Source organism: Streptomyces flaveus, assembly GCF_014647675.1.
Taxonomy (GTDB): Bacteria; Actinomycetota; Actinomycetes; order Streptomycetales; family Streptomycetaceae; genus Streptomyces; species Streptomyces flaveus.
Map to the genome: position 1 here is coordinate 1 of NZ_BMPQ01000004.1, position 21,844 is coordinate 21,844.

Below are 21,844 nucleotides of genomic sequence, written 5' to 3' on the forward strand. Positions count from 1 at the left end.
ACGGCGGGGAGTGAGAGGCGGCGAAATGCCAGGTCCAGGCACGCGCGGCCCGCCTCGCCGGCGATGCCACGGCCTTGGGCCCGTGGGTGCAGGGCGAAACCGAGGTCAACCCCGTGCTGAGCCCGATTGCGCAGTCCTGCCCGGCCGAGAAACGCGTGCGTTGCGGCGTCCCTGACCGCGAAGTCGCCGTAGCCGTGTCTGGTCCAGTGGACGGCGTGGTCGTCGCACATGGCCTCGGCCGCGGTTCGGCTGTCCGCCCGGCCGGTCGCCAGCCATCGCATGACGCTGTCCTGGCTGACCACGGCCTCAAAGAGATCGTCGCTGTCCCCGCGGCGGATCGGCTCCATCACAAGCTTCTGGGTGCGCAGAACGGGTCCGCTTAACCGGGCCACTCGGCAACTCCTCTCGACCAAGGACTGAAGGAGCGTACCCGGCGACTCTTTGGAGCGATCGAGAAGCAGTGACCTATCCAGTCACGGCGCTAGACCACCAAGCGTGACCCAGGTCACTCAAACATCGCTGACATCGCTCAATCTTCGCTGCGAAAGGTCACGAGTCGCACTGACTGACACCGACTGCATGTGCCGCCGACCGGTGTGCTGTTACCGCAGGGTGTACTCGCACATGTGCTTGCCGTCGGCACCACCCGGGTTCTCGGCGACCTTCTTCCCATCGACGGTGATTGAGCAAGGAGCAACGCCGAGCTGGCCGTTGGACAGCATCACGGGCCCTGGCACGACGGACACGGTGGTCCCGACCTTGCGTTGGGTGCTGCTCAAGGTGAGCTGGTCCGACTTCTTCCACGGCAGCGTGATCTGCTCGAAGTGGTTCGTGTCGAGGTTGTAGGCGACGCGCGACTTGCCCTTTCCGCCGACTTCGAAGGTGACCTCGTACGTCTTGTCCTGGCCATCGGAGGCCGGCTTCGACGACGTGGGCGTGCTCTTGCCGGCGCGCTCCGTTTTGCCGTCATCACCACTGCCGCCGCACGCGGTCATCAGCCCGGCTGCCGCGATGAGCGCCGTTATGGTCGTTGCCCTGCGCATGCGTGTACTCCCCGTTGTGGGGATGTGACCTGCTGTGTTGAATGATCCCACCCTGACTGGGCCTTCGGCCGGCGGGGTTCCCCTGGCCAACAACGATGCTCACAGTGGCCGACCGAAGATTCACCGGGAAGCTCCACACGGCGACCTCATGCAGGGCGGAGAGAGCGGCGTGCGTGGCGCAGCCACACACTGCCAGGAACGCCTGACGTCATCGACGCGTCGGTCGCGGGCGTCAATCTGCCGGGGCGGGTCGACTTCGGCATCGATGCCCTCGGCCAGTGGTGTATCGAGGCTTGTGGTCGCGGACCAGAGGAAGATGGCGACGACACGTCCGGCTGGTTCACCGGTCGGAGTCTCTCCAGAGCACTTCATTCCCGGACACCTTGTCCGTCGCACTCAGACCGAGCGCCTGTGCAATACGGATCGATGCCTCGTGCTGTGGATGGATGTGCGCGGTAAGGCCGTCCACGCCGTGTGCGCGCAGCCAGCCGGCCATGGCCAGTGCTCCCTCATGTCCGTAGCCGTTGCCCTGGTGGTCGCTGCCGATCACCCAGGCGAGTTCGGCCTCGATTCCGCCCGCGTTCGGGTGGTGGAGGGTGGCCTGAACGGTACCGACGAGCTGCCCGTCCGCGAGCCGCCGGAGCATCCAGTTCAGCCAGCCGTGCCTGCCGTCCGGGGACTGCCTGGCCGACTGCCGCCGGTACTTGGCTTCGAGCTCCTCAAGTGTGGACGGTGTCCCGCCAGTCCACTTGTGCAGTCGTACGTCGTCGAAGACCGACACGGCCTCCGGCGCGTGCTCGACCTGCAGCGGTTCGAGCTGGAGGCGTGAAGTCATGACGAGAGTGGCGGTCGGCCAAGTGGCTGTGTCGGACACGGCACGGATCGTATCCGTCAAGACCTCCGTCTCACGCCGAGTTCCCAATCCCTGTCCGAAGGCTGGCTGTTCACGATCAAAGGCGCACAGCTACGCCTGCCGTCCCCGCTCTGGCGTCAACATCCGAGACGGGGTGGGTCTTCTGCTTGGCATGCGGTGAGCCTGTCGCGCCTCCGGACCCGCCGCCGTGCCCCGGTCCGGAACCGCAGCGGGGCAGGCTGACACAGTTGCCGTACCGGCCGCGCGAACACTGAGCGCCCCAACTGTGTGAGCAAGGCGCATAGTTGGTGGCCTCTTGCTTGTGTGCCCTGACCTGAGGGTTTGCACGATGGGAGCGCAGAGCTACGGATGGTTGCGCCCTTGTGGGGATATTGGGGTGTACAAACCATGGGTCGACTTTCCGTAACCGCTCGGGCCGACGGTCGCCACGAACTCTCCCCGCCACCCCTGCCCGTCCCCTGACACTGTTGGCGAGTTCAATCCGTCGCGTTGTGCGTAGCACTGCCGTGCGGGCTCTTCCGGATGAACTTTGCCGCCGGGGTGAGGGGCGGGCCTGAGACGGCCTTACTCGCTGAGTGCATGACGGCATGGGTAGTGTCATCGGGCGTGGCGGCGACGGAGGGGGAGGCCGTGTCTGGTGAGGTGACGAGTTGGTTGGCCCGGACCGCTTTACCTCTGAGCGGCCTGACCGCGGGCGTGTCCACTGCTGACCTCCAGCCGCTGAAGAGCATCCTCGACGGTGTGCGGATCGTGGGCTTGGGGGAGGCCACCCACGGGACGAGCGAGTTCTTCCAGCTCAAGCACCGCCTGCTGGAGTTCCTCGTCGAAGAGATGGGATTTTCGGTCCTGGCCATGGAGGCCAGCGCATCGGCCGGGCCGGCAGTGGACGCCTACGTCCGCCAAGGCGTCGGTGACGCCGCGGGGGTGCTGGCCGGGCTGGGGTTCTGGACCTGGCGGACCCGTGAGGTGCTCGGGATGATCGAATGGATGCGCGCGTACAACCGGGGGCGCCCAGAAGATCAAAAGGTGCGTTTTGCAGGTATCGACCCGCAACAGTGCGGCGGCTCCCTGGCCGTGCTCGGCTCCTTCCTGCGCAAGGTGGCACCGGATCGCGAGGCCGGACTTCTCTCCCCGCTCCGCGTGCTCGCCAAGGCGTATCCGGGATCGCAACCTGATCCTCGGCGGCGCCTGGTGCAGGATGCAGAAGAACTGCTGGGGTTCCTCCGTGGACGCGGCCCCGGAGAGGCCGACGCTCTTCGGCATGCCCGAATTCTGGTGCAGGCCGCCGACTTGGTGACGCGAGCCAGGCAGCACACCAACCCGGAGCAGACCGTCTTCGCCGCACGCGACCGGTACATGGCCGAGGCCGTCGGGGAACTCCTCAATGATCCATCCACCAAGATCGCCCTCTGGGCTCACAACGGGCACATCACCAAGAGCCATTACGGTGGCGGGGTACCAGCGATGGGGCAGCACCTGCATACACGGTACGGCGACGCCTACTACGCACTCGGCCTGCTGTTCGGCAGCGGCTCCTTCCGGGCCCGTCGGATGTGGCCCGGCCCTTGGTCTCGTCCCCGAGCCGGCGCCCTCGTCACCAACCGGATCGGCCCCGCCCGCCCGGACACCGTGGAAGCCCAGCTCGCCACCGCCAGTCCGGGCAACCACCTCGTGGACCTGCGCAGCGCAGCCAACGCGCCGACGGCAGTACGGGAGTGGCTCAACGGTCGGCATTGCATGCGAAGCTTCGGTGCCGTGGTGCCGCGCTGGTTTTATCGCTTCAACCTGAGCCCTGCCTCCCTGGCCGAGGAGTACGACGGACTGGCCTACGTCGCAGTGTCGACCGGTTCCCAGCCTCTCGCGACCTCGTAGACGCCCCCATCCCCGCGTCACGTTGAGCCCCAGGCTTCGCCAACAGTGTCGTCCCCTCCCCAAAGGCTGTCCCCCTCGACGCCACCTCGGTCGGTCAGCCCTCCCGGCTCTCCGCCTTGAGGTGCGTGGCGAAGAAGCCGTCGATGCGTTGCCAGGCGTCGACGGCGGACTCCGGGTGCGGTCTGATTCCGGCGACGCGCGTCAGTGGACGCAGGGCGCGTGGCCCGACCTCGGCGTCGTTCAGGAAGGAGTGGCCGGCCTCCGGATACTCCTTGACGTCGTGGACGATGCCGAGCCGGTCGAGTGACGCCTCCAGGTCGGAGGCCGCGCCCTTCAGCGTCCGGTCGCGGGCTCCGTAACTCGCGACTACGGGGCAGGAACCGGTGAGCGCCCGTTCGGGATGCTTCGGCAGGCGGCCGTAGTTGACGGAGGCGGCGTCGAAGTCGCCGCCGGCCACGGCGAGGAGGGCGAAGGAACCGCCCATGCAGAAGCCGATGATGCCGATCCGCCCGGTGCAGTCGGGATCCCGGGCGAGGTGGGTACGGGCCGCCTCGATGTCATGGAAGGCTCGGCCGCGTCCGGACAGGGCGGCCCTGAAAGTCGGCACCAGGCAGCGTACGGCCCCTCCGTCGGTGAACAGGTCGGGCATGACGACGAGGTACCCGGCTCTCGCCAGTCGTTCCGCCTGACGGTGCATCACATCGTTGACGCCCAGCGCCTCATGGATCACGACGACACCGGGCCAGGGGCCCGGCCCGGTGGGCCGGGTGAGATGGCCTCTGAGCTGACGGGAGCCGCCGAGGGCGGCGCTGAACTCGGTGAGATCGACGGTGGTGGTCGTGACGGGCACGCTGTCCTCCAGGGGAGGGTGGGGGCGGGACGGCTTACGGCGCGATGAAGGGCTGGACGCGCTTGCGGTAGTCCTTGGGCCACACTTCGTTGTAGTACTTGTTCTTGTCCTCGCCCTCCGAGGTGTAGATGTACACCGGGCATTCGTCGGACTTGGCCTCACCGTTGTACTCGTGCAGTGCCTTGCCCGTCCGCGCTTCGACGACCTTCAGCTGGTACGAGGTGTTGTACGTGCTTATCTTCAGCGGCTTGCCGTCCTCGGTCTCCATGTCGCACACCTTGCCGGTCGCGGTCGCCTTGGTGCGCTCGACGCAGACGACCAGTTCGGCGGCGGCCGGCTTGTCGGAGTAGCCGAGGAACCAGCCCTTGGGGAAATCTCCGGCGGGCGGCTCGAACTGCGACCAGTCGTCGCCGGGGTTGTTCATGAGTATCGCCGGGTGCACGGTCTTCTTCGTACGGTCGTAGGCGGGCATCCCCGAGAAGCCGAGCCCGTCCTTGCACACCCGCTCCAGGTCCAGGACGGAGTCCGGCACCTCCGGCCCGTCCGCTGCCGAACCCTTTGACTGCGATGTGCCGGCACCCACTTCCGAGCTTTCGGTGAGCGACGAGCATCCGCACAGGACCACACCCAGAAGCCCGGCGGTGACCAGAATCGAAGACCTTGAAGGCATAGACATTGGGAACCCCCCATCGAAGAAAGAACAGCAGCAGGGCATGTCCCCCGGACATGCCCTGTCCCCCCTACCTGCTGGAGAAGAGCGTGCCGTGCGACTCGGCCGCGGGCATGGGGGATGAGCCCCCATCTAGTGGTGCGGCCCCTGTGACTCGTGGGTATTACGCTGTCTGAACTCGCTCGAAGGAGCATTCGAGGGGGCGGCCGGGGCATCCCGGAAGAGGGCGCAGGGGGCCTGAGTGTCGTCGTTGTCGTCACCGACGCTGATTGGCAGAGGACCGGAGCTGGACCTGCTGACCGAGGCAGGCCGGTCGGCGGGCGAAGGGCGGGGCTCGTCGGTGTTCGTGCTGGGCGAGCCGGGCATCGGCAAGTCGCGCCTGGTCGAGGAGGCCGCGGCCACCGCCGTTCGCGCCGGGTTACGGGTGCTGCGCGGGCGGGCCGCGTCCGCCGGGCGCGCGGTGCCGTTGCGCCCGCTGGCGGAGGCCGTGTTCTCCGGACTGCGGGGTGAAGGGGCGCCCGCGGACGGGGACTTGGGCCCCTACGAACCGCTGCTGTCGCGGCTGTGCGGGCTGGCGCCGCAGGACGGTGCGCCGCTGGTGGGCTACGCCGAGGCGGTGCTGCGGCTCCTGGGTGTCCTCGGACGCACCGGCGGCTGCGTGCTGGTGCTGGAGGACCTGCACGACGCGGACGCCGACACGCTGACCATCGTCGACTACCTCACGGACAACCTCCCCGGCCAGCGTGCCGTCCTGCTGGCCACCCTGCGCGGTGGGCCCGGACCCGCCCTCGACCTCGCCGAGGCCGCGGCCTCCCGCCGTACGGCCCGCACCGTGCGCCTCGCCCGCCTCAAGCCCGCCCACACCGCGGAACTGGCCGCCCGCTGTCTGGGCCACGACGACGCGGGCGCGGTACCGGCGGCCGTACTGGACCGGCTGCACGCCGTCTCCGACGGCGTCCCCTTCGTGGTGGAGGAACTGCTGCGAGCCATGGTCGACAGCGGCGATCTCGTCCAGCGGCAGCGCGCCGGCTGGACGGTGACCGGCGCGCTGAACGCCGGAGTACCCGCGACGGTCGCCGCCGCCGTCCTTCAGCGCGTGGACCACCTGGAACCGCCCGGAGTCGCGCTCCTGGAAGCGGCGGCCGTCCTGGGCAGGCGCTTCCCCGTGGACATCGCCGCCCGTGTCGCCGGACTCGACCGGCCGACGGCGCACCGCCAGCTGCGGCACGCGGCACGCGCCCACCTGGTCGCCGACGGCACCACCCACGGCCCCACCGCGGAGCAGCCCGGCTGGCACACCTTCCGCCACGCCCTGACCGCCGATGCCATCGCCCACCGGCTGCTGCCCGCGGAACGGGCGGCGCTCTGTCTCGCCGCCGCCGACGCCATCGAGTCCGCCCACGCGAGCCACGCGACCGAGTCCGCCGACGCGTCGGAGCGGGGGACGGGAGGCGCAGGCCGGCCCGGCGAGCCCCACGGTCTGATCGGCGGTGACTCGGGCGACGACCTGTATCGCCTGGCCGCCGAGCTGTGCGTCGCCGGCGGGCAGCGGGCACGGGCGGCCGTACTGCTCACCCGGGCCGGCCGGCAGGCGGTCCAGCGGGGCGCCCTGCTGACCGCGGTGGAACTCCTCGACCGGGGCCTGGAGTTGACCGCCGACGCCACGGACGCCCCGCCCGAGGCCGTGGCCCGGCTGCTGGAGGAACTGCTGAGGACACTCGTCCTCACGGGCGACGTCCAGCGCGTCCCGGAACTCGGCGACCGGCTGGACCACATTCTGACCGCGTGGGGCGCGCCGCCCGCCCGGCGAGCCGCGGGTTTCCTGACGCAGGCCGGGGCCGCGGCCACCGTCCAGCGCTGGGAGGAGGGACTGACCGCCGTCCGGCGGGCGCGGGAGCTGCTCGGCGCCGAGCCCGACCCGGCGTCCCGCGCGGCCCTGGACGCGGTCGCCGCGCACCTGATGCTCAACTCGCAGCGCCCGGACCGGCTGGAGAGCGCCAGGGCCTTGGCCGAAGGGTCCGTGGCGACCGCCGAAGCGGTCGGGCTGCCGGAAGTGAGCTGCAAGGCGCTGAACATGCTCGGGTACTGCCTGAGGCCCCTGGACCTGGCCGAGTCGGAAAAGGTGTTCGAACGCCTGGTGGCCACGGCCGAGACCCATGGGCTGCCGGTCTGGCGGATACGCGGCCTGCTGGAACTCGGCGCGCTCGACCGGGTCCGCTTCACCGGGATAGAGCGGCTGCTGGCCGCGCGGAAGGCGGCCGACGAGACCGGCGCGGTGCTGATGACGGCCTGGGCCGACATGCATCTGACGCTCGCCCATGTGCTGCGCGACGACCTGGACGCGGCCGCGGATTCCGCCCGGCGGCTCCGGGTGACGGCTCGCAGACTGCGGCTGGACGAAGTGGAGCTGCTCGGTGCCGGAGTGGACGGCATCATCGCCGCCGTCCGTGGGGAGCGGGAGAAACTCCAGACCGCGCTGCACGTCCTTCAGAACGCACTGGCCGGCGGGAGTGCCGGAGCAGTCTGGGGCTACGCCGACACCTCGGTGTGGGGCTGGGCCCAGGGCATCTGCTCCCTGCTGCGGGAGGAACACGACCGGGCGATGGCCGAGTTCACCGACGCGGACCAGGTCATGAAGGCACTGCCCAGCACCCGGGGAGTCACCGGTTTCCTGGGCCCGTACCTGCTCCTGCGGACCGTACGGGGCGCGGCCGGCTGGGCGGAGCTGGACGGGGCCGTCGCCGGCCGGCTCTCCGAGGCCCACTCGGACCGGCCCTACGTCGGCTGGTCCCGGGCCGTGCTGCTGGGCCGCGAAGGCCGCGCCGCCGAGGCCGCCAAGGCGGCCGAGGAGGCCCTGGCCGGGACGGACGTCATACCCCTGGCCCGCCACCTGTGTCTGCGCCTGGGCGCTCAGGCGGCACTCACCGACAACTGGGGGAGGCCCGTCGAGTGGCTGCGCACCGCCGAGCACTTCTTCCACGACCGGGGCACGACACGGGTGTCGGCAGCCTGCCGCGCCCTGCTACGGGAAGCGGGCTCTCCCGTACCCCGCCGCCGCGAGGGCCACGACACGATTCCGCAGGAGCTGCGGCGGGCGGGGGTGACAGCCCGGGAGTACGAGGTGCTGCGCCTGCTCGGCCGGGGGCTCGGCAACCAGGAGATCGCCGAGCAGCTCTTCCTCTCGCCACGCACCGTCGAAAAGCACCTGGCGAGCCTCCGCGACCGCACCGGCCAGAACAGCAGGGCCGCCCTGCGTACCCTGGCTCGCCGGTACGCGCACGGGCAGTGACTCCGGTGCGCGCCGGCACCCGACCGCCCGGGGAACGCATCCCGGTGCCTGAATCCGCAGCGCCCGTACGGGACTTGGGTGGCGCTCACGCCATCTGGCGTCGTACCAGCTCGTGCAGCCGCCCGCCCGTGTCGGCGAGCAGCTGCGCGGGTGGGCCCTGCTGCACCACGCGGCCCTCGGACATGACGATGACGCGGTCCGCGTCGAGCACGGTCGACAGCCGGTGCGCGATCACGACACGTGTGGCGTTCAGCGCGTGGGTGCTCTCGATGACGGTGCGCTGCGTCTCGTTGTCCAGGGCGCTGGTCGCCTCGTCGAAGAAGAGGATGCGTGGCCGGCGGATCAGCGCCTGGGCGATCATGAGCCGCTGACGCTGGCCGCCCGAGATCGCGCCGCTGCCGGAGACGATGGTGTGCAGGCCCATCGGCATGCGCTTGATGTCCTCGGCGAGCCCGGCCATCTCGGCGGCGGCCATGGCCTCTTCGGGTGTGTACGGCTCGGTGCCGCAGATGCAGTCCAGGATCGAGCCGGTGAACGGCTGCGCGTGCTGGAGTACGACACCGCACTGACGGCGTACGGCCGACTGGTCGAGGGCCGCCAGGTCCTGACCGTCGTACAGGACGCTGCCCGAGACCGGTTTGTCGAAGCCGATCAGCAGCCGCAGCAGGGTGGACTTGCCGCAGCCGCTGGGGCCGACGATCGCCACGAACTCGCCCGGCCGGATCGCGAAGGACACGTCGTCGAGGACGAGCGGACCGTCGTCGGTGTACCGGAAGGACAGTTTCTTCGCCTCGATGGCGCCGGACAGCGCGGCGGGGCGGGTGCTCGCCACGCGGACCTCGGGCGTCGCGTCGAGGACCGGCTTGATCTCCTCGAACATCGGCAGCGCGGCGACCGCCGAGACGAATGCGCCGGTCAGCTGGGTCACCGAGGTCAGCAGCATGGTCATCGAGGTGGTGAAGGTCAGAAAGGCACCGGCCGACATCGACCCGCGTGCCGGTCCCGCAAGCAGCATGAAGATGATCAGCGAGCTGAGCGGCAGATACACCGCGCCCAGCACCGTGTTGAGGTTCTTGATCCGCCCGACCCGCTGCTGCAGCTCACGGCTGCGCGCGAACTCGCTCGCCCAGGCCGCGTACGCGTAGTTCTCGGCCGCCGCGACCCGCAGCTTGGGCAGGCCCCGCAGCGTCTGGAACGCCTGGTTGTTGAGCTTGTTGCTCAGCACGACGAGGCGGCGCTGCCAGCGCACCTGCCACAGTCCGAGCCCGAGGAACACCGCGGCGATCACGACGAGCATGCCGATCGCGGCCAGCGCCATCGGGACGCTGTACACGAGCAGCAGGACGAGGTTCATCAGGCCGACCGTGCCCGCCTGGACGACGACCGGGCCGATGCCCGCCATCATGCGGCGCATCGAGCTGATGCCCATGGCGGCGCTGGCCAGTTCGCCGGTCGAGCGTGCGGTGAAGAACTTCGTGGGCAGCCTGAGCAGCCGGTCCCACACGGCGGGTTGGAGCGTGGCCTCGATACGCCCCTCCATCCGCAGGATGGTGAGGTTCTGCATCAGCATGAACGCCGCCGACACCACACTGGCGATCATGATCGCCAGGCAGAACTGCACGATCAGGTTCTCCTGGGCCTTCGGCACATAGACCCCGAGCACCTGCCCGGTCGCGATCGGCACCAGCGCGCCCAACGCCACCGTCACAAGACCACTGAGCATGAGATTGCGCAGATCGCCGCCGGTGCCGCGGAGGCTGAACCGCAGCAGACCGAGCGGGCCCAGCCGGCGTTCGGGCAGCGGCCGGTAGAACATGACGGCGCGCGGCTCGAACTCCGCCACGTTGGCCTTCTCGACCGGTGTCTCACGACCGCTCGGGTGCACGGCCACATAGCCGCCGCGCCGCCACAGCAGCGCGACCGGAGCGCCGGACCCGGACCGGTGGCCGACCAGCGGACCGATGTTGTCGCGCCACCAGCGCCCGTCCAGGCGTACGGCCCGGGTGCGGACGCGGGAGGCGAGCGCGATCCGCTCGACGGGGTCGAGCCGGTCGCTCTCCGTGCCGCTCTGCGCGGGGTCCGCGAGCGCGAGCCCTGCCGCGCGGGCGACGAGCTTGCAGGCGGCGTAGGTGGCGTCGGCGTCCGCCGCGGGCCCGGTCGATGACGAGCGCTTGGAGATGGAGGCGATCAGGGTGCGGTCGGCCCGGGCGCGGACCTCCTCACCGGCCTTGATGCCCTCGGCCGTACGGTCCTCATGGGTGCGTTCCAGCTGCTCGATCCAGCGGTCGAGAGTGGCGAGCAGCCGGTACTGCTGGTCGACCATGGCCTGCCACATCGCCGGGTCCACCAGCAGATCGGCCGCGGCCTCGGCGCCGTACACGGACCCGTACTGCACACTGCCCGGCGGCACCTGCATCCACAGGATGTCGTCGTCGGTCAGGGCCGCGCCCCGCTCGGTCGCGAGGGGCGCCTCGAACAGGAGGGCCAGGCCCCGGCCGACACCCAGGGAGAGGGCGTACTCCAGAGGGCTCGTGGCCGGGGGTACGTACACGGGGTTGCCGTACGCGTCGTACGTCCATGTCTCGGTCCCCGGCGGCTGGTACAGCTCGCGCATCTCGATACGGCGCAGTACGCACTCGCGCAGCGGCCTGCCGACCAGGCTGTGCTGCGGTCCAGCGACCGGGCCGAGCAGCAGGGTGCCCGCTTCGAGGCGGCCGAGGTGGTGCCAGTGGCCCTGCTGGACCGCGTCGACCGCGAACAGGTCCATGGCGCCGGAGGCGATGAGCCACAGCACGTGCGGGCCTTCGAGGTCCAGGCGGGTGAGGCCGGAGCCGTCGACCGGAGTGCCCATGCCGCCGAGCGCGGCGAGCACGTAGTCGCCCTCGGCGACGGGCTGTTGATGCTGCTGGTCGGGTACGGATGTCATCTCAGCGCTCCCTGACCAGCTCGGCGTACGCGCCGCCGGCCGCCACCAGGGCGTCATGGCGCCCGCGTTCCACGATCGTGCCGTGCTGGAGGACCACGATCTCGTCGCTGTCGCGCACGGTGCTGAGCCGGTGTGCGATCACCACGCAGGCGCAGCCGCGTTTGCGCAGGTTGTCCATCACGGTCTGCTCGGTCTCCGCGTCCAGGGCGCTGGTCACCTCGTCGAGGACGAGGATGCTGGGCCTGCGCACCAACGCCCGTGCGATCTCCAGGCGTTGGCGCTGGCCGCCGGAGAAGTTGCGGCCGTCCTGCTCGACCTTGCTGTGGATGCCGCCGGGGCGGCGCATGACGACGTCGTACACCGCCGCGTCCTGGAGCGCCGCGACCACGGCGTCGTCCGGGACCGAGGGGTCCCACAGTGCGATGTTGTCGCGGACCGTGCCCTCGAAGAGGAAGACGTCCTGGTCGACGAAGGACACGGAGGCCGCGAGCGCGCCACGGGGGATGTCCTCCAGCCGCTGTCCGTCGATCCGGATCACGCCCTCCCAGGGAGCATAGAGACCCGAAATCAGCCTGGACACGGTCGACTTGCCGCTGCCGGAACCGCCGACGAGCGCCACCTGCTGCCCCGGCCCGACCGTCAGCGAGAAGCCGGACAGCAGCGGCTTGTCGAGCGGGCTGTAGCCGAACGTGATGTTCTCCAGCTCCACATGGCCGTGCAGCCGGCGGGTGCTGTCGCCCGCGCCCGGACGTGAGTAGAGGGGGTCGGCTGCGAAGTTCTCGACGTCCTTCAGGCGGGCCACGTCGGCGGCGAAGTCCTGGATGCGGCCCGCGACGCCGTTGAGGCGGGTGATCGGGGCGGTGAAGCGGGTCACCAGCGCCTGGAACGCCACGAGCAGACCGACGGAGATGTGGCCCTCCACGGCGCGCATTCCGCCGATCCACAGGATCAGCGCGCTGTTGAGCGTCGCCAGCGTCGGCGCGACCACACCCAGCCAGGCGCTCGGCACCCCGAGCCGCTGCTGCTCCTCGAGCGTGGTGGCGTGCTGCCCGGCCCATTTGCGGAAGTAGCCGTCCTCACCGCCGGTCGCCTTCATCGTCTCGATCAACTGAAGCCCGGTGTACGCCGTGTTGGTGAGCCGTGCGCTGTCCGCGCGCAGCTTGGCGGTACGCGTCGCCCGCAGCCGGATCACCACCCGCATCGCCACCAGGTTGAGCAGCGCGACCCCGATGCCCACGGCCGTGAGCTGCGGGTCGTAGGTGTAGAGCAGGACCGCGTACAGCACCACCACGACCGCGTCCACGCCCGCCGCCGCGAGGTCCCGGGCCAGCGTCTCGGCCACCGCGTCGTTCGACTGGAGCCGCTGCACCAGGTCGGCCGGACTGCGCTGGGAGAAGAACGTGACGGGCAGCCGCAGCAGATGCCGCAGGAACTTCGCGCTGCTCAGCGTCGAGGAGATGATGCGCCCGCGCAGCAGGTTCGCCTGCTGCAACCACGTAAGCACGACCGTGAGCAGCACGGTCGTGCCCATCGAGGCGAACAGCACGGTGAGCAGCGAGGTCTGCCCGCCGATCAGGAACATGTCGATGTACGTACGGCTGAGCGCGGGCACCGCCGCCCCGACCGCGACCAGCAGCAGACTCGCCAGCACTGCGGCGGGCATGGTGCCCGAAGTACCACGCAGCCGGGCCGGCATGGCGCCCAGGACACCCGGTTTGCGGCCGCCCTTCTCGAAGTCGGGACCCGGCTCCATGACCAGGACGACACCGGTGAAACTGGTGTCGAAGTCCTCCATGGGGATGAAACGGCGGCCCTTGCCGGGGTCGTTGATGTGCACCCCGCGCCGGCCGAAGCGGCGCCCCATGCCGTCGTAGACGACGTAGTGGTTGAACTCCCAGAAGAGGATCGCCGGGGCGCGGACCTCGGCGAGCGCCGCCGTGTCCATCTGCATGCCCTTGGCGGTGAGGCCGTAACTGCGCGCCGCCTTCAGCAGGTTGCTGGCCCGCGAACCGTCCCGAGAGACACCGCAGGCGATGCGCAGCTCTTCGAGCGGGATGTGCCGCCCGTAGTGGCCGAGCACCATGGCGAGAGAGGCGGCGCCGCACTCCACGGCCTCCATCTGGAGCACGGTGGGCGTGCGGACGGTCTTGCGGCGGCCCTTGGGTACGGTGCGCTTCGGCGGCGCGGCGCGGCGTCGGCCCCGTACGGGCGGCGGCAGTTGGGACTCCGCGGTGCCGGTGCCGGTCTCCTGGGGGGCGGTCACGGCAGCAGCCAATCGATCGGGCGCTCGTCGGCCATCCGGATCGAGCCGGAGGCCATGGTCATGGAGTCGAGCCGGAACGGCGGGCCCTTGTCGGACGACCACTTGTAGCCGGACTTCGTGCCCGACGAACGGTCGAGCCGGACGAGCACGGCCACCGGCCTGCCGTCCTTGGTGAACTGCTCGCCCAGCTGGTTGTCGCCGAGGAAGGCGCTGATCTGCTGCGGCGTCTGGGCGTTCCGGTCGACCTTCTTCACATGGCCGCGCAGCACTCCGTACTCCTGCGTGGGTACCGACTGGACAGTGAGATCCACGGCCGCGTCGTCGGGAATCGTGGCGGCGTTCTCGGCGGGCACGTACACCGTCGCGAACAGCGGGTCCTTGGCGCCTGCGACCTTCTCGACGGAGGCGACGTTCGCGCCGGTCTGGATGATGGCGCCCATCGTGGCGGCGAGGGCGTTGACCCGGCCCGCGGCGACGGTGCGCACGACCGTCTCGCCCTTCGCCGTACGGACCTTCAGTACGGGGGCGTCGGCGGCGAGCCGCTCGCCCTGCTCGGCGAGGACCGCGGTGACCTGGCCGGAGACGGGGCTCTGCAGAACGTAACTGCCCTGCCCGTGCGTGAGGACGGCGGGCGCGGTCACCGTGGAGGCGACGGATCCCGTGACGGCCCAGACGGAGGCGGCGGCCATCACGACGACCGTCACGGACAGCACGAGCCAGCCCTGCGGGCGGGCGAAGCGCACCGGAAGGTCGAGCTCCTCCGGTGACTGGAGCTTGGCGAGGGCCTGTTGGCGGAACTGCACGGGGAACTTTCCCTCACCTGCGGACGACGTGACGTACGGCCACGGCGGACGCCTGCCGTACGGCCGGTTGGTTTACGACATCCGGAAGCCCCGGAACCATGGAGCGGTTCCGGGACTCACGGCACGCTGATGCGATCAGAGACCGGCGACCAGGCTGGTGACCGGGGCCGTGTTCAGGCCGGTCGCGCCCTCGACGGTGCCGACGGCGGTGTCCACGATGCCCGAGACCGGGGCAACGGAGTCCAGCGCGCCGGTGACGGTGCCCAGGGCGTTGACGGACAGGCCGCCGGAGACGGTGTCGAGGTCGGCGTCAGAGATCTCGACGGTCTCGACCTGGGGGGTGGAGTTCATGATGGAACTTCCCTTCCTATTGGTATTCACAAGGGGGGAGCGGCCCCCTCTGGGGGACAGATGGTCGGCCGCGTCCGCAGGCATCAGGCACCCGTTGCCGGGAACCGTGGGGTGACCCTGCGGTGCGATGGATCAAAGCACGCTGCCGCGCCGCGCTTCCAATCAACGGCCCATGTGATCAGGGCGTTTGCGGCCCGAAGAAGCCCAAGCGTGCATGCCTGCGCACGGCTCGGTAGCGACTTCTTCACACGATCCCCGGTGTGATCGCTCCGATGCCCTTGCGGACGTACTGGCGAAACAGACACTCCCGAACCAATGAGGCGGCAGGCGCCGATCCGCTGTGCAGATTCACCACCGGCCGTGACCCGGCTGCGTAATCGGTGTGCAGATTTCCTGAAGCCGGGATTCCGGTTGCCCGCGGGGACGCGCTGTCACTTCGCGGTAGCGGAGGGCGAGTGAACGAGGAAGTTCGGCAAGGGAGTTGAACACCCCACACGCCGCATCCGTACCAGTCGGCATCCAGGCGCCGCCATCAGCTGCCTAGCGGTAGCGCGGACCCCGTCCCCACAGGAGGTCAAGAAGTTGAGTCACAAGCGAACACCAAAGCGCAAGGCCGTAATAGCTGCGGGCAGCGTGGTGGCGCTCGGAGCGGCGGCACTGATACTGCCCAACGCGATGGCGTCGCAGGACGAAGGAACCGACTCCTCCGCCGCCCCCAAGACGGTCAATGCCGCGCAGGCGTCCGACTTGTCCTCGCAGCTGGAGTCGCTGCTCGGTGAGGCGTTCGCCGGCTCGTACTACGACAAGGACCAGCAGCAGCTGATCATCAACGTCGTGGGCGACAACAACAACGTCATCGTCGGGGCCGAGCAGGCAGGCGCGGTCGTACGCGAAGTCGACAACAGCATGTCCGAACTCAAGGCCGCCGAGCAGACCCTGAAGTCCGAGGCCACCGTCCCCGGTACGGCCTGGTCCGTCGACCCGAGGACCAACAAGATCCAGGTCACCGCCGACAGCACGGTCACGGGCTCGAACTGGGACCAGGTGGAGTCGACGGTCAAGTCGCTCGGCTCGGACATGGCGTCCGTCAAGAGGTCCGCCGGTGAGTTCAAGACGTTCGCCGCGGGCGGCGACGCCATCTTCGGTGGCGGCTCGCGTTGCTCGCTCGGCTTCAACGTCACCAACTCCGAGGGCAACCCCGCGTTCCTGACCGCAGGTCACTGTGCTGTCGCGGCCGCCGAGTGGTCGGAGGAGGAGGGCGGTGCGCCGATCGGCACGGTCGACGCTCAGACGGCCACGTTCCCCGGTGAGGGCGACTTCGGGCTCGTCAACTACGACGACCCGGCCACCGAGGCGCCCAGCACGGTGAACCTCGGCGGCGAGCAGGTCGACATCGCGCAGGCCGCCGAGGCCGAGGTCGGTATGCCGGTCACCCGGATGGGCAGCACCACCGGCCAGGACTCCGGCACGGTCACCGCCCTCAACGCCACCGTGAACTACGCGGAGGGCACGGTCACCGGTCTGATCCAGACCGACGTCTGCGCCGAGCCCGGCGACAGCGGCGGCTCGCTCTTCTCGGGTACCAACGCGATCGGCCTCACCTCCGGCGGCAGCGGCGACTGCACCGTCGGCGGCGAGACCTTCTTCCAGCCGGTCACCACCGCCCTCGAGGCGGTCGGCGCGACGATCGGCGACGGCGGAGCCGCCGGTGCTGGTGGCGAAGAGGCCGGTGCTGGTGAGGAAGCGGGCGCTGGTGAAGAGGCCGGCATGGGTGAAGAAGCCGGTACCGGTGAAGAAGCGGACGCCGACGAAGAAACCGGTCTGATCGAGGGCCTGACAGGCTGACGCACCACAGATTCCGGCCGTACGCTCACAGCGGCCGTGGCGGGGCGGTCCGGCTCTCCGGCGGGAGAGCCGGCCCGCCCCGCGTTGCGTGTGCGGTACCGCGCCCGCTTGAGGGGCCGCAGGCCCCGATAGGGGCGCGGGGCTGTGTCGATTTGCGGCTCCGCCGCGTGGGCGCGACCAGCCCCCACCGACCCGCAGGTTAATCACCGGTCCCCAGCGGAGCGCCAACGCGGAGCGTTGTCGCCCGGAGCAACAGCAGCGCCACGTCGTCGACCCGCTCCCGCTCCGTCCCGCTGTGCCGTACGAGCGCGTCGGCCAGCTCCTGAAGCGGCTGGTCGCCGATCTCGGTGAGCCGCCCCGCGAGCCCGGCCAGCGCGTCCTCGATGTCGACACCGGGGGACTCGACCAACCCGTCGGTGTAGAGGGCGAGTACGGACCCGGGGGCTAGCGACACCCGAGTCGTCGGATATGTGGCCGCCGCGTCGATCCCCAGCAGCGGACCGCCGGCCAGATCGAGCACCCGAACCTGCCCGTCGGGCCTTCGCAGCAGGGGCGGCGGATGTCCGGCCCGGGCCATCACGGCCTGGCCCTGTGCGGGGTCCAGACGCAGATAGATGCAGCTGACGAAGAGATCGCTGCCCAGGTCGATCAGTAGCCGGTTGGTGCTCCTCATGACCTCCTCGGGCGGCTTGCCGACGGTCGTGTACGCGCGTACGGCGGTACGGATCTGTCCCATCAGCCCGGCGGCGGTGACGTTGTGACCCTGTACGTCGCCGATCACCGCGACGGCTCCGCCGGGCGTCGGCACCAGGTCGTAGAAGTCGCCACCGATCTCCATGTCCCGGGTGGCGGGCAGATAGCGGGCGGCGGCCTCGACGCCGGGGAGCGAGGGCAGCGAGTGCGGCAGCAGGGCCGCCTGCAGGCCGTGCGCCAGCTGGTGCTTCACGTCGTACAGCCGCGCCCGCTCCAGCGCCTGCGCGATCAGCCCGCTGAGGCTGGTCAGCACGGCACGTTCGTCGGCGGGGAAGGGATGCGGGTCGGCGTACGCGAGGACACAGGTGCCCACCGGCCGGCCGGACGCGATCAGCGGCAGAAACGCCCAGGCCTTCATGTCGCCGGCCGCCGCGGGCAGCCCCGGATAGAGGCGGTCCAGCTGCCGGCGGGACTCGAAGAAGGCGGGCACACCGCTGGTCAGCGTGTGAGTCCCGGGGGTCTGCGCGGTGAGCGGCATCCCGTCGAACCGCTCCACGGCATGCGGGTCCGGATAACCGCGGTGCCCGAGCACATGCAGCCGGCCGCCCTGCGAGCCGAGCAGGACCAGCGCCTGGCTGCCGACGGCGGGCGCGATCTCGTCCGCGACCAGCTGCACCACATCCTGGACGCCGACCGCCTGGGTGAGCGCGCCGGTCAGGTTCAGGACGTGCGAGATGGTGACGAGACGCGAGCCACCGCCCTCGGCACCGTCCTCGGGCCGCTGCTCGGTGCGGTCGGCCCCCTCCGCCGCCCGCGCCCGGGAGATCCGCAGACTCAGCCCGTTCGTACTGGGATACAGCCGGAACGACAGCCGGTCGGCCGGTGGGCGCAGCGCCACGAACGACGTCACCTGCTGGCCGAACAGCGCGGCACGGTAGCGGTCCTCGAAGACCGGGTCGTTCAGCCATGGCAGGCACGCCCACAGATGCGAGCCCAGCAGAGCGCTGACCGGCAGGCCGAGCAACTCGCCCGCCGCCGCGTTGGCAAAGCTGATCCGGCCGTGCAGATCGAGCGCGCACAGCCCGTACGGCAGCCGCGCCACCATCCGCACGGCCTCCACCGCGCCGAGCGTCCCCGTCACGGTCGCCGCCGACGCGGGGGCGAGCAGATCCGGCTCGGGGCGTACCGGGTGGCCCTCCTCGGCGGCCCGCTCAAGGCGCAGCGCGAGCCGGCCGCAGGCGGCGATGAGATGGTCCCGCTCCCGGTCGGACAGCTCCGCCGGACGCGTACCCGGCCAGGTCACGAAGATCGCCCCGTACACGGCACGCTCGGTCGCCACCGGCACCGAGGCCAGCGCGAAGGGATAAGGCAGGACCACGGCGATCCGCGGATAGTCGCGGGCCATGTCCTCCTCGCCGCCGACCCAGACGAGCCGGCGGTCGCGCGCCGCCTTCGCCACCGGGACCGGCGCGCTCAGCCCCACCCGCTCCCAGGGCGCCGCGAAGGCCCGCGGCAGACCGGCCATCACAGCCATCTCCAGGACCTGCTCGCCCGGGGTCAGCAGATAGACGGCGCCGGAGTGGGCGCCGACATCGTCCATGATCGCGGCCAGCGTCAGCGACAGCAGCGGCCGGCCCACCGGTGCCGCCGGGCGCTCCGACTGCCGTCCGGACGTCTGGTCGGACACGCCGACCACCTCCTCCCACGGCAGCTGCGAAGCAGCCCCAGGCGTCAAGGCTCCTCCTTGCACGCGGTTCCCGCATAGGGAGTACCCAGGGTGACGACCGGTCCACATACCGCCGCATACCACTGCCTGATCCGGGCCCGGGATCCCCAAGCAGTCGCAGGGGCTGCGCAAGCGTCCAGGACGCGCTGTAATTGCGGACGTGGTCAGTGAGGGCGGCGCCGGACGCAGAAGGAGAAAGCTGCGTGCCGAACTTGCCCTCAAAACCCTCCAGGCGGAGCCCGGCTCCCACGAGCGGCTACGCAGCGTCATCGAGCTGGCTCTCGTCTTCAGCGGCGCGGTCGTCGCCGCCGTGTACGCGCCGGAGGAGAACGACAACCGGCTGGCCCTCGTCGAGTCGGCGGGCGTACCGCGGATCCTGTACGGGCTGCGCGACAGCTATCCGCTCGCCGACGGCTCGCCCGCGGTGGACGCGTACCGCCTCGGACAGCCGCAGTGGCTCGGCCCCGAGGAACTCGCCGTGGGCCCCGACACCCGGCGGACGTCCATGGGGGACTTCTGGCTGGCCGCCGTGCCGCTGCCTCCGGCTCCGCGCGACGGCGGCTGTCTGCTCGCCGTGAGCGACAGCCCCGGCGGCTTCGACATCGAGGACCGGCAGTGCCTCCGGCTGCTGGCCGAGGCCATGGTCTGCCCGGAGTCGGCCCGGCCCCCGCCGCAGAACGCCGAGGACGACTTGCCCCACAGCTCGTTCAGCCTGGCCATGGACACCGGGCGCGTCGAGGTCGACGACGAGACGCTGGAGCTGTTCGGCATAGGCCGCGAGGACTTCGACGGCAAGGTCGAGACGCTGCTGGGCATGACCGTGCCGGAGGACCTGCCCTCGCTGATGTCCGTGGTGGAGGCGGACCACATGTCCACCGGCGACCGCGAGCTGGAGTTCCGTATCCGCCGGCCCTCCGGCGAGCAGAAGTGGCTCAGGCTGCGCGGACGGCTGCTGATCGCCGGTGACGGGGGCCCGGACCGGCTCGTGGGCACCGTCGCTGACGCCTCCAAACTGCGGTCCGGCGTCAACGAGGTGGCCCGCGTCCAGCGCCTCGCCGCCGCCCTCGCCACCGCGGGCACCGTCCGCGACGTCAGCCAGGCCGTCGTCACCGCCCTGCGCCAGCCCCTGCTGGCCGACCGGATCGCGCTGGCCGAACTGGAGGGCGACCGGCTCGTCGTCACCGTCCTCGACCCGCCCGAACCGGAGGCCTGGCCCGCGCTGTGGCGCACCGAATGGCGCTCGGAGTGGCCCGACGCGCCCATACGCACCATGCCGACCCTGGCCGCCGCCCTGCGCGAGGGCCGCGCCGCGATCTGGCCCGCCGGGACACCGCTGGAACCCGCGCTCGCCGACGTCGGGCCCGGTGGCCTCGCCGTCCTGCCGCTGCCGGCCGGCGGACGCATGGCCGGGGCCTGCCTGATCGGCTGGGACACCCCGCACGACTTCGGCCCCGACGAGCGCGCCCTGCTCACCGCCTCCGCCGGGCTCGCCGGCCAGGCCCTGATGCGCGCCCACGCCTTCGACGCCGAACACGAACTGGTCGGCACCCTCCAGCGCACCCTGCTCCCGCGCCGACTGCCCACCCTGCCCGGCGCGGTCGCCGTCGCCCGCTACCTGCCCACCACCGCGGGCCTGGAGGTCGGCGGTGACTGGTACGACGTGATCCCGCTGCCCGACAACCATGTCGCCCTCGTCATCGGCGACGTCCAGGGGCACAACGCCGGAGCCGCGACCCTCATGGGCCAGATGCGCACCGCCCTGCGCGCGTACTCCGTCGAAGGGCACCCCCCGGACGTGGTGGTCTCGCACGCCAACCGGCTGCTCGTGGACATGGAGACCGACCTCTTCGCCACCTGCGCCTACGTCGACGTCGACATGGAGGAGGGCATGGCCTGGTGCGTACGGGCCGGACATCTGCCCCCGCTCCTTCGCCATCCCGACGGCAGCACCGAGATCGTGGTCACGGAGGGCGGACCCCCGCTCGGCGTCGTCACCCAGGCCGACTTCCCGATGACCGGGATACCGCTGCGCCCCGGCGCGCTGCTGGCACTGACCACGGACGGTCTCGTCGAGTCCGCCGAACTCGACCTCGAGGACGGCCTGCGCCGCATGGCCGACCAGATGACCGCCTCCGACCCCGCCCACCTCGGGCTCGTGGCCGACGCCCTGCTCACCTACGCCAACCGCAGCGACGACGTCGCCCTGCTGCTCATGCGCTACGACGGCATGGCGCTGCGCCCCGAGCGCGAAAGCTGGACGGTGTGGCGCGTACCCCAGGCCGTCGGCCACGCCCGCCGCTTCACCAAGCGCACCCTGCGCGCCTGGGGCGTGACCGAGCAGACCGACGCCATCCTCCTGGTCGTCTCCGAACTCGTCACCAACGCCCTCGTCCACACCGACGGCCAGGTCCGTCTCGATCTCACCCTCATCAACAACCGTTTCCGCGTCGCGGTCGCCGACATCTCGCCCCGTACGCCCATCAAGCCCACCAGCATCGGCTGGGAGGCAACCGGCGGCCGGGGCATCCTCCTGGTCGAGGCCCTGTCGGCGGCCTGGGGAACAGTCCCGGTCAGCGGCGGCAAACAGGTCTGGAGCGAGATCGCCCTGGACTGAGCCGTACGCCCCCTGACCGGCCTAC

Annotated in this window: 14 protein-coding genes; 4 read left to right on the forward strand and 10 right to left on the reverse strand. The window is 70.6% G+C overall.

From position 1 onward, the window contains the following. From IEZ21_RS09380 to IEZ21_RS09390, 3 genes are all read right to left on the reverse strand, one after another. Window positions 1-392 (reverse strand): GNAT family N-acetyltransferase (locus IEZ21_RS09380; RefSeq protein WP_189321416.1); only part of this gene is annotated, 392 nt, incomplete at its 3' end. Between the two features lie 210 nt (window positions 393-602). After that, complete coding sequence (locus tag IEZ21_RS09385) at window positions 603-1,043, reverse strand: hypothetical protein (RefSeq protein WP_189321417.1); 441 nt, start codon at window positions 1,041-1,043, stop codon at window positions 603-605. A gap of 340 nt (window positions 1,044-1,383) precedes the next feature. Continuing rightward, entirely contained in the window at window positions 1,384-1,917 is a 534-nt protein-coding gene (locus tag IEZ21_RS09390; RefSeq protein ID WP_189321418.1) for a GNAT family N-acetyltransferase, read from the reverse strand. A gap of 606 nt (window positions 1,918-2,523) precedes the next feature. Here IEZ21_RS09390 and IEZ21_RS09395 point away from each other — a divergent pair. Further along, window positions 2,524-3,789, forward strand: coding sequence for an erythromycin esterase family protein (locus IEZ21_RS09395; protein WP_246567477.1), 1,266 nt, complete (start codon window positions 2,524-2,526; stop codon window positions 3,787-3,789). 94 nt (window positions 3,790-3,883) lie between these two features. Here IEZ21_RS09395 and IEZ21_RS09400 read toward each other — a convergent pair whose 3' ends face one another. Together IEZ21_RS09400 and IEZ21_RS09405 are read right to left on the reverse strand one after the other, a co-directional pair. Continuing rightward, entirely contained in the window at window positions 3,884-4,639 is a 756-nt protein-coding gene (locus IEZ21_RS09400; RefSeq protein ID WP_189321419.1) for a dienelactone hydrolase family protein, read from the reverse strand. Between the two features lie 34 nt (window positions 4,640-4,673). Beyond that, complete coding sequence (locus IEZ21_RS09405) at window positions 4,674-5,171, reverse strand: hypothetical protein (protein WP_246567480.1); 498 nt, start codon at window positions 5,169-5,171, stop codon at window positions 4,674-4,676. A 379-nt stretch (window positions 5,172-5,550) separates the two neighbouring features. Here IEZ21_RS09405 and IEZ21_RS09410 point away from each other — a divergent pair, with 379 nt between their 5' ends. Next, complete coding sequence (locus tag IEZ21_RS09410; protein WP_189321420.1) at window positions 5,551-8,598, forward strand: helix-turn-helix transcriptional regulator; 3,048 nt, start codon at window positions 5,551-5,553, stop codon at window positions 8,596-8,598. Window positions 8,599-8,683: 85 nt separating this feature from the next. Here IEZ21_RS09410 and IEZ21_RS09415 read toward each other — a convergent pair whose 3' ends face one another. From IEZ21_RS09415 to IEZ21_RS09430, 4 genes are all read right to left on the reverse strand, one after another. After that, window positions 8,684-11,524, reverse strand: a complete 2,841-nt coding sequence (locus tag IEZ21_RS09415) for an NHLP bacteriocin export ABC transporter permease/ATPase subunit (protein WP_189321421.1) — start codon at window positions 11,522-11,524, stop codon at window positions 8,684-8,686. A gap of 1 nt (window position 11,525) precedes the next feature. Next, a complete protein-coding gene (locus IEZ21_RS09420) occupies window positions 11,526-13,787 on the reverse strand; it encodes an NHLP family bacteriocin export ABC transporter peptidase/permease/ATPase subunit (protein ID WP_373302202.1) in 2,262 nt (753 codons plus the stop codon). After that, complete coding sequence (locus IEZ21_RS09425; protein ID WP_189321422.1) at window positions 13,784-14,590, reverse strand: biotin/lipoyl-containing protein; 807 nt, start codon at window positions 14,588-14,590, stop codon at window positions 13,784-13,786. Before IEZ21_RS09425 ends, IEZ21_RS09420 begins: the two co-directional genes overlap by 4 nt. A 135-nt stretch (window positions 14,591-14,725) precedes the next feature. Then, window positions 14,726-14,941: a hypothetical protein gene (locus tag IEZ21_RS09430; protein WP_033318983.1), complete on the reverse strand. Its 216-nt coding sequence runs from the start codon at window positions 14,939-14,941 to the stop codon at window positions 14,726-14,728. A gap of 582 nt (window positions 14,942-15,523) precedes the next feature. Here IEZ21_RS09430 and IEZ21_RS09435 point away from each other — a divergent pair. Further along, window positions 15,524-16,786: a S1 family peptidase gene (locus IEZ21_RS09435; RefSeq protein ID WP_189321423.1), complete on the forward strand. Its 1,263-nt coding sequence runs from the start codon at window positions 15,524-15,526 to the stop codon at window positions 16,784-16,786. A 199-nt stretch (window positions 16,787-16,985) separates the two neighbouring features. On the opposite strand, the gene IEZ21_RS09440 is transcribed toward IEZ21_RS09435, so the two are convergent. Beyond that, window positions 16,986-19,175 carry a SpoIIE family protein phosphatase gene (locus tag IEZ21_RS09440; RefSeq protein ID WP_246567608.1) on the reverse strand — a complete coding sequence of 730 codons (2,190 nt, stop codon included), beginning with the start codon at window positions 19,173-19,175 and terminating at the stop codon, window positions 16,986-16,988. 190 nt (window positions 19,176-19,365) lie between these two features. On the opposite strand from IEZ21_RS09440, the gene IEZ21_RS09445 reads away from it, so the two are divergent. Continuing rightward, entirely contained in the window at window positions 19,366-21,819 is a 2,454-nt protein-coding gene (locus IEZ21_RS09445) for a SpoIIE family protein phosphatase (RefSeq protein ID WP_189321425.1), read from the forward strand. Window positions 21,820-21,844 lie beyond the last annotated feature (25 nt).

Coding starts and splice junctions, on each gene's coding strand:
- IEZ21_RS09385 (WP_189321417.1), bottom strand. CDS start 1,043: ATGCGCAGGGCAACGACCATAACGGCGCTCATCGCGGCAGCCGGGCTG.
- IEZ21_RS09415 (WP_189321421.1), bottom strand. CDS start 11,524: ATGACATCCGTACCCGACCAGCAGCATCAACAGCCCGTCGCCGAGGGC.
- IEZ21_RS09430 (WP_033318983.1), bottom strand. CDS start 14,941: ATGAACTCCACCCCCCAGGTCGAGACCGTCGAGATCTCTGACGCCGAC.